This is a genomic window from Streptomyces sp. NBC_00996, assembly GCF_045162675.1.
In the GTDB taxonomy this organism is placed as follows: domain Bacteria; phylum Actinomycetota; class Actinomycetes; order Streptomycetales; family Streptomycetaceae; genus Streptomyces.
In genome coordinates this window covers 4,644,887-4,658,671 of record NZ_CP108723.1, presented here as the reverse complement: position 1 = coordinate 4,658,671, position 13,785 = coordinate 4,644,887, and the positions used below count along the sequence as shown (strand labels likewise).

The window sequence follows — 13,785 nt, the reverse complement described above, 5'->3', positions numbered from 1 at the left end:
CTTCTGGGAGCCGGCTTAGATGGTCACTTGCTGTCCTTCACGGAGCGGATCATCACGGTCAGGACAGGGGAGGTCGGTGACGGTTGACTCTGTCCGATGTCCTCGTATCCCCACGACCTGTAGAGCGCGTAGACCTTTCCGTCTCCAGCGGCCGGGTTGACCATAAGCGTGACGTATGGCTCGTCGCGTGTGCCGAGGAGGGCGTCATGGATACGCCGGGCGGTGCCGGTCTTTCGCCAGGCCGGTCGGACGCCGATCTCCTTCAGGGCCACGGCCGGAGATTCGGTGTACTTCTCTGCCGGCGCCGGGCTGGTGCGCTGCCAGTAGCGGTCGCCGTGCTCGATGGTGTTGCCGTAGGCGTAGCCGACCGGATGTCCTTCCGCGTACGCGAGGACGGCCGTGAACCCCGGCTCGGTGCTGTGCCGGTCCAGACGCTCGCCGAACGCGGTGACCGCGTAGTTCGGCAGGTGGAGGAGCGGGGCGCGTACGTCGGCGTACACGTCGAGGAGGTCGCCGCGGGCTGTGTCGAGGGTGGTGAAGGTGCGCAGTTCGATGGCGGGCGCCGTGGTCATGCGGCCATCCTCCAGTTGGCGGTGTGCTCGGTCCAGGTCTGCACGGTGGAGCTGCCCGGCGCGGTGGCGCGCAGTGCGGCCCCGAACTCCTGCAGCATGCGTGTGACCCGGGCGTGCTGGGTGGCGGCTTCGGCGGGGACTTTCATCGCGGTGGCCGTGGCGGCGTCGGGGGCGCCCTGGGCCAGCTGGGCGTGTGCGAGCCGGGTGGTGGTGATGGCCCGGGACCGGATCATGTGGGGCCGGAGGGCGGCCAGGCAGCGGTGGGCGTGGTACTCGGCGGTCGAGTAGTCGCCGAGCGCCAAGTGCGCTGACAGGGCCAGGGAGTCCAGTTCGGCCTGGTCGTAGAAGGCGAGCATCCATACCGGGCGGTAGTCGGTGGGATCGGAGCGCAGCATGGCGTCCTGGGCTTGATCGAACGCGCGGCGGGTGCCAGTGCGGTCCTGTGCCGCGCCGTGGATGGCGCCTTGGCGCGCCATGCCGAGGGACGCGAACAGCGGGTCTCGGCGTGTGAGGTGCAGGTTGCGGGCGACGTCGTTGGCGGCGAACGCGTCCGCCGGTCGGCCCATGTGGCGGTACATGGTGCCCGCGTGACTCCAGATGCGGAACTTGATCGCCTGGTCGCCGGACATCTCGGCGAGGGCCTGGGCCTCGCGCATGTGCGCCTTGGCGACGTCGTAGCGTCGGCCGTCGATGGCGGCCCACATCGCGGAGGAGCGGAAGGCGGCTGCGGAGGCGTAGAGGTTGCTTCGTACGCGCTGGGTGGCGCTGCCGGCGTTCTGGAGATTGAGCGCCTCGTCGGCGAGGGCGGCGGCCCGCTGCTCGATGCCGAGTTGTCCGCCGTGGCGGTGGTCGCTGGCGATGATCTCGGCGAAGCGCTTGTTCAGGCGGTTGACATCGCTCATGCCGATACGGCGCGGCGATGCGGTGCCGGGTGCGGCTGCTGCGGCGGCAGCCGCCGCGATGCTGCCGACGAGAGTGCGGCGCTTCATGTCGGGGTCCTCCTGCTGCGGTGGGGCTGGGGTGGACGAAGGTCGGCCCCGTGGCACGAACCCTAAAGCGACGGCGGGTAGTCCGGTGACGTCCTCAAGTGCCTTGCGGGCAGCTGACTTTGGCCACGTGACCCGGCCCGCTTTCCATGCCCGGACCGATGAGCCGTCGAGTCCTCCAGGGCGCCCGGTCAACCGTTCAATGGCCCTGTTCACGGCCTCGGCGAGGCTGTTGGAGCTGTAGCCGTGTTCGGTCATCCACGCCTCAAGAACGGTGTTGCGGGTGGTGTCCATGCGGGCACGGTAGCCCGCGCGATCCTCACCCGCCAGGTAAAGGAGAGGTCAAAACGTCCTAGGCGGGTCCGTCGGCTGAGTGCCTGAACGTCCTAACCAACCTGTTGGGAAAGGGAGTTGTCTAGGTGCTGGTCGCTCGCCGCGCCCCACCGTGCGGGCGGCTGTTGACGGCCCGGCCCGCCCCTGCGGTTCCCCCGCGGGGGCGGGCCGGGCGCCGAGACGACACGAAGGCTCCACCCCAATGACGAGTCTGAGAACAACAGTTGAGGCCCTCTCCGCCGGCCACCCCACGTACAGCCAGACCTTCCCGTGCGAGCCGCCCACGGCCGAGATCGGCCGCGAACTCGTCCGAGACGTCCTCGGTGTGTGGCACCTCGACGGCTTCGCCGACCGTGCGGCGCTGATCGTCACCGAGCTGATCGCGAACGCCTCCAGGCACACTCCGTGTCCCGAGATCCGCCTCACGGTTGGGCGGCCGAGCGCGACACGACTGCGTGTCGGGGTCGTGGATCAGGAACCATCGCGTCTGCCCATACTCAGCCAGGTGGCTGACGACGACGAGTCGGGGCGCGGGCTGCTCCTCGTCGATGCTGTCGCCGACCGCTGGGGCTACGACCTGCACGGCTCGGGCAGACGCCCTTGGGGCAAAGAGGTCTGGGCGGAACTCCGCACCGAGGGCGGCGAGTGAGCATCCCGGCCACGGCATCCTCGCCCCTTCCGGACCTCGCCCGACTCCGGCCCCGCCAGCAGATGGCCATGGACTGTGCCCTCTGCGCCCGCCCACTGGGAGCGAGCGGTCGACGGCTGGGCGAGATACGCCACCGGGGTCTTCCGTTCCGGCTCTGGGCTTGTGCTTTCAACTGCCAAGCCGCCAGATCGACCATCCCGACGAGCTGAGAAAGGGGACGTTCTTCCATGGAGTGGCCGTGGATCACCGGTGATTGCTGGCTCGGCTGTGGGCGTACGGGAGTCCTGGTGATCTGGCTCGGCCCGGTGCAGTGGGACGGGCAGCACGCCCCTTTCTACGCGTGCGAGCCGTGTCTCGAACGCCTCAAGGCCCAGGCTCTCGCCTACTTCATGGAGCGGCGGCCGACGTCCGCTTGATCAGACTCCCGGCACACGACTTCCCGGCGTGAGGCAGGCACCCCGCGAGGACCTTCCTACGCGGAGCACGTCCCCTCGTGCCGGGCGGCCAGGAGCCGTCCGGGGAGCAGCCATCCGGCAACGCTCCCGTGACAGCACCTGGTGGGCGCTCCAGCCCAGTAACACCACAACAATTACGAGGAGTTGAAGCATGACGCGCAGCACCGTAGTTCCCAGCCGCACCGAAGTGCGCCCGCAGATCCCTGGGGCATCGGACGGCTTCGACCTGGACGTCTCCCTCGTCGAGATCGCCGACCCGGCGGGCCTGGTCAACCTGACCGACGACAACTGCGGGTCCACCTGCGGCGCCTGCACCACCAACGTCGCCTGACCCCCCAGGTCACCCCGGTCTGGTGCCGCCGCGCCTCCGCGCGGCGGCACCAGTCGCCCGCCCCATCACCTACGGAGGTACTTGGTGGTTGCTCCGCCTGCAGCGTTCCGCACCGGTTCCACTGCTCTCGTGCGCGCCGTGGCCCGGCCCTCGCTGCCGTTTCCTCCATGCCCTGACCTTGATGACCGCTCGCCCAGTGGTGCGTCTGCCCGCGTGGCGTGGCTACGCGCGGTCTGGGCGAACAAGGACGTTGCCGAGGCACTCCAGCACTCCAGCCCGATCCTGGCCGCGCAGGTACGGGCCCTGTGTACGGCTGAGCACCCCGACCTCCGAGATGTGCAGGGCGCGACGCTGTCCGTGGCCCGCTACCTGTTGCGTGCCCTGCACCGGGCGACGCCCTTCGGCCTGTTCGCCGGCGTGGCCACCGCGGAGTTCGGCCCGCAGGCGCGGGCCGACTGGGGCGAGGAGCACGTGGCCGTCGGCCGCGCGGGGGCAGAGTGGCTGGCGGCCCTGGTCGCACGGTTGGAGTCATGCCCGGACCTCCTCGAACGGCTGCCCGTCGTCATCAACAACACCGTGACGTACCGGGGAGACCGGCTCATCGTGCCGTTCCAGCCCGACGTCCAGGACGACCGGACTCGCGCGGTCGAGGCGTCTCTGGCTCTGACCGGACCGGTGCGCGCGGTCCTTGCCGCGACCCGACTGCCGATCCGGTTCGGCACCCTCGTGGACAAGCTCCAGGCGGAGTTCCCCGAGGCCGGTTCCGAGAAGGCGCGTCAACTGCTGGCGGAGCTGATCCGGCGGCGGGTACTGATCACGGGCCTGCACTCTCCGAGCACCGAGACCGACGCCCTCGGGTATCTGGTGGGCCAACTCGACGCGATCGACGCTGGCAGCCTCGCCGCGGTCGCGGAGACCGTACGCGAACTCCGCGCGGTCCGGGCGGGCCTGGAGAAGTGCGCCATGCACGGTGGCCGGGACAGTGTCGCGGCGCGGATGCGAGACCTCGTCCCCGGCCTGCGTCGCCACCCCGTCGCGCTGGACCTCCGCCTGGACGCGCAGATCGTTCTGCCGGAAGCGGTCGCCCGCGAGATCGAGCGCGCCGCTCTCATCCTGACCCGCTTGAGCATCCGCCCATACGGGACCGCCGCCTGGAACGAGTACCACCAGCGGTTCTACGAACGGTACGGCATCGGCACGATGGTGCCGCTCGCGGAGGCCGTGGCGGACAGCGGCACCGGCTATCCCGACGGCTACCCAGGCGCTCCGGCCGGCGTACGCAGGCCCCGCGTCTCCGCTCGGGATGACGCCCTCGTACGACTGGCTCAGGCCGCCGCGCTCGATGGCCGTGACGAAGTGATCCTCACGGACGAACAGATTGAGGCCCTGGACGTGGGTCCTGACGAGCCTCGATTGCCGCCGCACCTGGAGATCGGGGTGCGGGTGCACGCGGCCAGCCTGGAGGAGTTGCAGCGGGGGCGCTTCCGGCTGGAGGTCGTGAGCGTGTCCCGTGGCGCCGGGGTCTCCACGGGCCGATTCCTCAGCGTGCTGGCCCCCGCCGACCGGGAGGTCCTGGTCACAGAGCTTGCCGACCTCCCGGCCGCAGACGGCAACACCATGCCCGCGCAGCTCTCTTTCCCGCCCCTGCTCCCCGAGAGCGCCCACGTCAGCCGCTCTCCACAGGTCCTGCCCACTGTGATCAGCCTTCAGGAGCACCGCGCCCCGCAGGACACCGTCCTCACCCCGGAGGACTTGGCTGTGGGATGCGACGGTCGCCGCATGTACCTCGCCATCCCCGAGCGCGGACACCGCGTGGAGGCCGTCGGGATGCACGCGCTGAACCTCCGCACCCACACCCCGCCGCTTGTGCGGTTCCTTATTGAACTGTCCCGCGCCCAGCGCGCGCAGGTCACCGTCTTCGACTGGGGCGCCGCAACGGCGATGCCGTTCCTTCCACGTCTGCGGTACGGCCGGACCGTGCTAGCCCCGGCGCGCTGGCGGCTGGACGCGTCCGAACTGCCCGGCCATGCCCGTCCTCGGGCTGAGTGGGACGCCGCGCTCAGCGACTGGCGTGCCCGGCGGAGGCTGCCGCGCCGCGTCTACCTCGTAGAGGACGACCGGCGCCTCTTCCTCGACCTCGACGAGGCCGGCCACCGTGCGCTCCTGCGCAGACACCTCGACCACTCGCGCCTGGCCGTGCTCGTCGAGGCCCCGGAGCCGGAGGCGTACGGCTGGTGCGGCAGGCGAGCCCACGACGTCGTAGTGCCCCTCAAAGCAACCGGGCCGTCGGCATGGCCGCCACTGCCAGCCCCCAGCCGGGCCCGTGCCCTGTCTGCGGCCCAGATGCAGACGCCTGCCTCTTCTTCGGTTCTTCTGGCCGCCCTGTACGGCGACCCCCGCCGCCAAGACGTCCTGCTCTCCCGGCACTTGCCCGGTCTCCTCGAACAGCTCGGCAACCCGCCGTGGTGGTTCATCCGCTTCCGCGACCCGGACCAACACCTCCGCGTTCGCATCGCCCTCTCCGACCCGGAAGCCTTTGCCGGCACGGCCCGAACGGTGAGTGCCTGGGCCGACGAGCTACGAAGCATCGGCCTGCTGGCCGACCTGCGCTATCCCACCTCCTACCGGGAGATGGGCCGCTGGGGCTCCGGCACCGCATGGAAGGCGGCCGAGGAGGTCTTCCGGGCGGACTCGCGGGCCATCCTGACCCAGCTCGCGCAGCCACAGCGCCCCGGACCGCGCACACTGGTGGTGGCACACACCGTCGCCATCGCCTCCGCGTTCCTCGGCATCACCGCAGCCGGGATGCGGTGGCTGATCGACCACATCCCGCCGACAGCCCCCGCTCCCGTTCCACGCCCGCAGTTCACCGACGCCGTACGGCTCGCCGACCCGAGCGACGACTGGGCGGCGCTGCGCTGTGTCCCGGGCGGGGACGCCATCGTGTCGGGATGGGCCGACCGGGATACGGCGCTCGCCGCGTACCGGCCGCATCTGCTCGGCCCGGACACCCAGGGCATCGCCGTCGACGATGTCCTGACCTCGCTGCTGCACGTCCACTTCGTGCGCCACGTCGCCGTGAACTTCCCGGAGGAAGAGGTGTGCCTCTACTTGGCGCGCGCCGCCGCCCTGGCCTGGACCGCCCGCACCAGGGGGAGGGCTTCGTGACCGCCCATCCCGCGCTCGGCCTGGTCGACGCCATCGCCGCCCGGCTCGCCGACCCCGACACCGCGCCCCTCGGCTCCGGGACGCTGTCCTCGAACCGGCAGCACCTTGCTTACGGCCCGCCCGGAATCGCGCTCCTGCACATCGAGCTGGCCGCGAACGGCCTCGGCCCGTGGCAGCGCGCCCACGACTGGATCGCCGCCGCCTCCCGGCAGCCGCTCACCAGCGGCCCGGACAGCCACCCGTTCTACGGAGTACCCGCCTTCGCCCACGCCCTGAGCTGCGCCGCCGACCACCTTCCCGACTCCTACCAGCGCGTCCTCGACGCGATGGACAGACAGCTCGCAGTCGACGTCGGACGCCGTCTCGACACCGCACACCGCCGCATCGACGCCGGACGCCTGCCGCAGCTAGCCGAGTTCGACGCCATCCGGGGCCTCACCGGATACGGCGCCTACCTACTGCGCCGAAACCCCGGCAGCTCCACGATGCGCGCCGTTCTCGACTACTGCGTGCGCCTCACCGAACCGATCACCCACCATGGTGAGACCCTGCCGGGCTGGTGGGCCAAGACCGGGCCCTCGGGCAGCCCGGACGACCGATTCCCCGGTGGGCACGCCAACACCGGTATGGCGCACGGCATCGGCGGTGTGCTCACGCTCCTGGCCCTCGCCGCTCGGAACGGCTCCGTCGCCGATGGGCACCACGCAGCGCTGCGCACGATCCTGGCCTGGCTGGACCGCTGGAAGGAGAAGGCCGACGGCGGGCCGGTCTGGCCGTACTGGGTCACTCAGGGTGAGCTGCGCAGGGGGCGTCTCGGCTCGTCAGCCCCCAGGCGGCCGTCCTGGTGCTACGGCACCGCCGGGCTCGCCCGCGCCCAGCAACTTGCCGCGCTTGCCCTCGGCGATGCCAGCCGCCAGATTGACGCGGAGAACGCGCTCGTGGCCGCCCTCACCGATCCCGAGCAGCTGAAGGCCACGACGGACAACGGCCTCTGCCACGGGTTCGCCGGCCTCGCCCACGCTGCCGCGCGTACGGCCGACGACGCTCACCCCTCGACCGCGGGCCAACTCCGCGCCGCGATCCCGGCCCTCCTGGCTGCGGTCACCCCGCCGGGCACCGACCCCCAACTCATGGCCACGGCGCTCATTCAGGACGAGGAAAGCGGCCCCGGCCTACTCGACGGCGCCGTCGGCATAGCCCTGGCCCTCCTCGCGCCCAGCACCGCTGCACCACCCCGGTCCGCCTGGGACGCATGCCTCCTCATCGCTTGATCCACCGACCGAAGGACCTCCATGCCTCCCGACCGCTGGCAGCAGCACAACATCACCTTCGTCGACCGCGAGAGTGCCCGGCGCACCATCGCCGAGCGCCTCGGCCCAGCCCTGATCGAGGCCGAGGCCGACGGGCAGCTCACCGGCTGGTGGTTCATGAACAAGCAGCCCTGGCGGCTGCGTTACCTCGCCGACAAGCCCTCACCAGCCATTGAGTCGCTCCTGAGCGATCTCATCGGCGACGGCGTGGCCGTGTCGTGCCTGCCCGGCATCTACGAGCCCGAGACCGATACGTTCGGCGGACCCGAGGCCATGGACGCAGCCCACGAACTCTTCGACAGCGACTCCCGCCACCTGCTCACCTACCAGACGAGCCCGATGCACCTGGGACGCCGGGAGACCGCCGTCCTGCTGACGAGCGTCATGATGCTCGGTGCTGGACTCGACTGGTTCGAACAGGGCGACGTATGGGCGAAGGTCGCGGCCCTTCGACCGGCCACCGCTCAACAACCGCCCGAACGAGCCGCCGAACTGGCTCCGGCCATGCGCAAGCTCATGACCGCCGACGCCCACAGCCTCTGCCACCCGGGTGGCCCACTCCACGCTCACGAGGAATGGGTGACCGCCTTCGAACGGGCCGGTGCCACGCTCGCCGACCTCGCAGGCCGCGGCGCCCTCACTCGCGGCCTGCGAGCCGTCATCGCCCACCACGTGATCTTCCACGCCAACCGCGCCGGTCTCCTCCGGGACGACCAGAGCGCTCTGTCCCACATCGCACGAGAGGTAGTCATGGGAACGAGTGACCACACCGAGTCGCCCACCGAGGCAACGGCCGACATCGATAGCGTCAGCGCGGTGAACACCGACACGATCACCACCCCCACGGCGGGCGCCGAGCGCCTCCGCAACGCCCTTGTCGACCAGCTCCGCGCGGACGGACACGCCCGCACGCCCGCCGTCGAGACCGCGTTGCGGACCGTGCCCCGCCACGTGTTCGTGCCCGAGGCATCGCTCGAAGACGCCTACGCCAACGCACCGGTGCACATCAAGTACGACACCGACGGCACCTCCATCTCCTGCGCCTCCCAGCCGGGCGTCGTCGCCCTCATGCTGGACCAGCTCGAAGCCCAGCCCGGCGAGCGCATCCTCGAACTCGGCGCCGGCACCGGCTACAACGCCGGTCTGCTCGCCCACCTAGTCGGCGAGAGCGGACACGTGACCACCCTCGACGTGGACGAGGACCTCGTGGAGGGTGCCCGCGCGCACCTTGCCGCAGCCGGGATCACCAACGTCCAGGCCGTGACCCGCGACGGAGCCCTCGGCTACGCCGAAGGCGCGCCGTACGACCGGATCATCGCCACGGTCGGCGCGCACGGCGTGCCGCACGCCTGGTTGCAGCAGCTCGCCCCCGGCGGTCGGCTCCTCGTCCCTCAGCGCCTCAAGGGCACGGTGTCCCGATCCATCGCCTACGAGCAGCGTGACAGCCGTTGGGTCTCCCTCGGCAGCAAGATGAACACCTTCATGCCGCTCCGACAGGGCATCGCCGACGATGACCGCCGAGCCATCCCGCTCAGCACGGACAGCACCGTCCGGCTTCAGGCCCCCGCCGGCCAGCACATCGACGCCGACGCCCTCACTGCCGTCCTGGATCAACCGCGCACCGAGGAGTGGACCGGCATGACGGTCCGTGCCATGGAGTCGCCGGAGTGGATGGAACTGTTCCTCACCTGCACCCTCCCCTCCGGTCTAATCCGGATGCTGTTCCCCCAGAGCGCCAAGGGCACTCTGCTCACCGAGGACCCCTATCCCTCATCGACCGCGGCCGTCGACAAGGGCGCCGTCACCTACCTGGCACGGCGCCTGTCGGAGGAAAAGACCCCCGAGGGCGGCAAGCTCTGGGAGTTCGGCGTCATCGGCCACGGCCCCGGCAGCGACGAGCTGGCCGCGAAGGTCGCTGACGCCATCCGGGCCTGGGACCGCGACTACCGCGACCGCGAGGCCACGTTCGAGATCCAGCCCCTCGACGCCCCCGCCATCGAGCAGCGCCCGGGCCTCTTCGCCCTCGACACCCCGCTGAGCCGCATCGTCGTCGACTGGCGCTGACGCCGTACATGGACGTGACGGTGCCCGCCGGCCCACGGTCGGCGGCCACCGTCGCCTCGGCAGTCCTCACTCTCGACCTGGGGGATCCATGGACCCGCACGGCCCCGTAGCCCAGCGCTTCCCGCTCGTCGCGCGATTCCGACCCGCCTGCCTACCCCTGCCTCAACGCGTACGCGCACTCGTCGACTTGGCCGACACCGCGGTGAAAGCGACCGACCAGGGGCTCGCATCGGCCGTCTACAACCAGGCCGCGCTTATCGCCTCCGACCTCGACCTCCCCGACCTCGCACGCGCGATGTGCCACAAGCACGCCGCAGCCTACCTCCACGCCTGTCCCCTGTCCGGCATGAGCGCGATCCGCGGACTGGAACCAGTCGTCAACCTGGCCCGCCTCCAGATCCGCGCTGGCCACGCCGATGAGGGCCGTCAGCGACTCCTTAACCTGTACAAGGCCGTCGAGTCGGGCACGGCCGCCCGCTTCGAGGGCGTCAACGTACCCGCGGACCTCACTGCGACTGACGAAGACCGCCAGGAGGTTCGCGCGTGGCTGTGGCGCGTTCTCCTCGCCGACGGCACGCGCACCCTCACCACCGAGGGGCGATGGGCCGAGGCCCTGGCGCACATCGAAGCCCACCATGGCATCGGAAAGCGGATGCTTGACGGACGGCAGGTCGCGGTACTTGCCGCCCTCGTCACGAACGACACGGCAGGGGCTGCTGATCTCCTCGCCGACACGGTGCCCGGCGATCCATGGGAGCAAGCTGTCACGGACTGCCTGACCGCCCTCTTCCGGCTCAGCGCCAGGCAGCCCGTCGACAGACACCTGAAGGACCTGGCAGCCGCTTATCACGGGTGGCAGGCCGAACCCGGGATGACCGTCTTCGACATCCGGCTCGGCCTTACGGTCCTCGACGCGATCGGCTCCGCCGAGGCGCCCGCCGCACACGTTGTCGAGGACCTCCACCGCAGGACCACGAACGCCGAAGACGGCTATGCGGCCCGCGAGAACCTGGCGCACCCCCTGTTCACCGCGATCGCCACAGACCGGCAATCAGAGGACTGCCGTGCGCTGGTTCGTGCCTGTTCCCTCAGGGCCGGAACCATCCCGCACAAGCTGCAAGGAGAGCTGACGGAGGCTCTGCGTGCCTGCGGCAGCGTGATCCGGGAAAGCCTCGAGACATCGAGCAACCGCGGGACCAGCTGCACACCTTTTTTAGAAGGCGTCCCATTTGGTGAGAGGGCGCTTCAACATGGGCTGTTCAGCCTCACCGTGGGATGATCAAATCGGTGAGCTGCCCTGCAGTTGGCATCCGACCACGATTGAAGACGACCGCGACAAACAGAACCACTACCGGAAGCAGAGGGACGAGTGCAGCCTCGGGCAACCCGAGGACAGCCGCACAAGCCATAACTACCACGACCACGAGCCCCACGACTCCCATCCGCAATCGCTCCCGTGGCGCGGCCGGATCCACGCCGTCGAGTTGATCTGCGTCGAGAAGGTCGTCTATGCGGCCCTCGGCGTAGCGTTCGGCGATTGTCAGCAGCATCACGATCAGGTCCTCAAGGGCCCGACCCGGCTCGGAGTCCTGCCGCGCTTCAGCCCTTCGCAGCGCGCCCACTACCAGTGCGGCGTGCGCCTTGAACTGCCGCTCGTTGTGCCGTCTGGCTCTGGCGCGGCGGGTGCGGTGGGCCATCCAGATCACTTGCTCAACTGGTTGCACGGAAACCCGGGGTATCTGGCATTCCGGCTGGGTCTCCTCCCAGCGACGAAGAACTGTGGCGCACTGGGCTGCGACCGTCAGTAGTGCCACGACAGGCCAACAACGGCGATATTCCATTCGCGCACTCTCTTTGTCCCGGGGCCCAACAAGGGTCTCGAGGTCATACGCGGCATGCGTCGCGCCGCTACCAGAGCTGGTCAAGTTTGTGCGCTTGAGAAGCCGTACTTCAGCGATCAAGATCAGGGCCCAGAACAGGAACGGCGCTGCTCTATCTACCAGCGAAAAGTCCCATGCACGCACCGCCATCGGCACAGCCACGATGTTGCTGAGCAGTGCCTGCACCACGCCTGGCTGCGGTCCCGGATCCGCGCTCAACCGCAGATGGTCCCAGTCGGCCATGTTGCCGACGTTCGCCACGACGACTAGCAGCAAGCCAAACCGGAGCGCCTTGATCGGCATGGCCAGGGGCAGAGCTCGCCACCATCGCACGACATACTGAGGGGCCAATCCGTGGCCGTCGACTCGGTCCAGTATTTGAGGCGGCAGCAACAGTATCTGCATCAGAAGCGGGACAGCTCGACGCAACCCCGAGGCGACGCGGAGTCGCTCGAAGTCCTCCAAATACCCCAAACACCACCGCTGCACTGGTCCAGGAATGAAGAACAGCGCGATCGCGACCCCGAGCGCCAGCTCGCTACCCACAATTAGATAACCGATCAACACATCGGCAGTCTCATGTATCCCACTGCCAGCGATGCCTCGAACGCGATAACCCGACGGCGGCGCTGGCGCTTCGGGACGAACCTGATGCCCATGGCAGATCGCCTGCCTCGGACGCACCCAGGGCGCGTGGACCGCTCCTGCGGTACCTGCACGCGCCCCTTCTTCGGACTCACGGCAGCCTTATGCGCCACAGGCGACTCGTCCGCTTCACCATGCAGGACGCGGTCTCATAGCCCGCTGTCCGGCATCAAGCAAAGGGGCTGTCGGCACACCGTGATCAGCGCTGACGTACCTGCGGCGGCTGTGGGGCTGTAACAGCTGCGCCCTTGTGGACTTGAGCGTCGATGCGTTGTGCGGCAGCGCTGCGGTCCTGTGCTGCGCGGGCTCCTGCACTGGGGTCCAGCCGTGCGCTGAGGCGCTGGAGGCGCCAGGTCAGGACTCGTGCGGCGGAGTCGGCGTCATCCAGGGCGCGCTGGTCGGCGACCTGCTGGAGGAGCCATACCGGGTCGCGGCCAGCTGCTTCGCCTTGGGCGAGGGTGGTGGTGAGGGCGTCGAAGGCGGGGTCGTCGATGATCTGCTCGGCGTGGTCGGGCACGGCGTGGCGTAGGTGGCGGACGTGTCGGTTCACGGTCTGCTGGGGCGGCCGGCGCTGGGCGAGGGCGGCCAGGGGTGCGGCTGCTGCTTGGTCGTAGGCCGCCCGAAGGTGGAGGAGGGTTTGGTGGGCGGCGGCGACCTGCTGGTCGTGATGGCGCAGCTCGTGCCAGCGGGCGGCGGCGATGACGACGAGGATCGCGGCGTCGAGGAACATCGCCAGAACGGCACCGTCCGTGGGGGCGGGCTCGCGGAGCATGGCACGCACGGCGCCGCGCAACGCGAGGGCATGGCGGTGTTCGGCCTGGAAACGAGAACGGGTGGCGCGTTCGAACACGGTTGCCGCGTCTCGGAGTTGGGGTCGGATGTCCTGTGGCGTGAGGATAGGGAGAGCGTCGAGGGCTTCACCGAAGGCCGCTATGTGAGCCTGGGAGGCTTGGTTGTCAGGCTGGTCGAGACGGTGCGGGATGCGTTCGAGTACGGCGGTGGCCTGGTGCCAGAGGGCGGGCCAGCGTCGGCCCGGCTGGGAGGTGGGCTGCATCGATGCTGTAGCGGGCGTCGACGCGCTGCTTGCGCTGGCCGTTCGGGTCGGGCTTGCGGCGTCGGGCGACACGGTGCAGCGCGGCGGCTTCGGCAGCACGTGGGAGCGGTGCAGCGGTGTCGGCGGGCTGTTCCTGCTCGGGCGCCCCCTGGTGCCCGAGTGCCTCCGCCACTCCCGGGGCGGAGGCATCGCCGATGGGGCCGTCCTTGGACGGTCCAGCGGCATACCTTGCTGCGCGGTTGTCTGGGGCTGAGGCGGTGTGCGTCTGCTGCTGAACTGTGGGGAGTTCGTGGTGCTGTTCGTGCATGGTGATGCTCCGGCGGTGAGGGGGCGGGGGC

At 69.8% G+C, this 13,785-nt stretch carries 10 protein-coding genes and 1 pseudogene; 7 read left to right on the top strand and 4 right to left on the bottom strand.

Annotation, left to right across the window (positions count from 1 at the left end):
• Nucleotides 1-23: 23 nt before the first annotated feature.
• Nucleotides 24-572, bottom strand: coding sequence for a GNAT family N-acetyltransferase (locus OG390_RS21840; RefSeq protein WP_406170295.1), 549 nt, complete (start codon nt 570-572; stop codon nt 24-26).
• Entirely contained in the window at nt 569-1,852 is a 1,284-nt protein-coding gene (locus OG390_RS21835) for an XRE family transcriptional regulator (RefSeq protein ID WP_406170293.1), read from the bottom strand. The genes OG390_RS21840 and OG390_RS21835 overlap by 4 nt, the downstream gene beginning before the upstream one ends.
• A gap of 241 nt (nt 1,853-2,093) precedes the next feature.
• Between OG390_RS21835 and OG390_RS21830 the strand changes: the two genes are divergently transcribed.
• The 7 genes from OG390_RS21830 (at nt 2,094) to OG390_RS21800 (ending at nt 11,147) form a co-directional block, all read left to right on the top strand.
• Complete coding sequence (locus OG390_RS21830; RefSeq protein WP_406170291.1) at nt 2,094-2,540, top strand: ATP-binding protein; 447 nt, start codon at nt 2,094-2,096, stop codon at nt 2,538-2,540.
• A 227-nt stretch (nt 2,541-2,767) separates the two neighbouring features.
• On the top strand, nt 2,768-2,956 hold the full coding sequence (locus OG390_RS21825; RefSeq protein WP_406170289.1) for a hypothetical protein: 189 nt from the start codon (nt 2,768-2,770) through the stop codon (nt 2,954-2,956).
• 190 nt (nt 2,957-3,146) lie between these two features.
• Nucleotides 3,147-3,326 carry an FxLD family lanthipeptide gene (locus tag OG390_RS21820; RefSeq protein WP_016825826.1) on the top strand — a complete coding sequence of 60 codons (180 nt, stop codon included), beginning with the start codon at nt 3,147-3,149 and terminating at the stop codon, nt 3,324-3,326.
• A gap of 213 nt (nt 3,327-3,539) precedes the next feature.
• The gene (locus OG390_RS21815) at nt 3,540-6,494 is read left to right on the top strand and encodes a lantibiotic dehydratase (RefSeq protein ID WP_406170286.1); all 2,955 of its coding nucleotides are present in this window, start codon (nt 3,540-3,542) and stop codon (nt 6,492-6,494) included.
• Nucleotides 6,491-7,765 (top strand): lanthionine synthetase C family protein, encoded by a 1,275-nt coding sequence (locus OG390_RS21810; protein WP_406170284.1) that lies wholly within the window; start codon nt 6,491-6,493, stop codon nt 7,763-7,765. The genes OG390_RS21815 and OG390_RS21810 overlap by 4 nt, the downstream gene beginning before the upstream one ends.
• 21 nt (nt 7,766-7,786) lie before the next feature.
• Nucleotides 7,787-9,868, top strand: coding sequence for a methyltransferase, FxLD system (gene fxlM / locus OG390_RS21805; protein ID WP_406170282.1), 2,082 nt, complete (start codon nt 7,787-7,789; stop codon nt 9,866-9,868).
• 88 nt (nt 9,869-9,956) lie between these two features.
• Nucleotides 9,957-11,147: a hypothetical protein gene (locus OG390_RS21800; RefSeq protein ID WP_406170280.1), complete on the top strand. Its 1,191-nt coding sequence runs from the start codon at nt 9,957-9,959 to the stop codon at nt 11,145-11,147.
• Here the strand turns inward: OG390_RS21800 and OG390_RS21795 are convergent.
• Nucleotides 11,134-12,315, bottom strand: coding sequence for a hypothetical protein (locus tag OG390_RS21795; protein WP_406170278.1), 1,182 nt, complete (start codon nt 12,313-12,315; stop codon nt 11,134-11,136). The genes OG390_RS21800 and OG390_RS21795 overlap by 14 nt on opposite strands.
• 277 nt (nt 12,316-12,592) lie before the next feature.
• Nucleotides 12,593-13,444, bottom strand: a pseudogene (locus OG390_RS21790) (mobilization protein); the annotation flags it as partial.
• Nucleotides 13,445-13,785 lie beyond the last annotated feature (341 nt).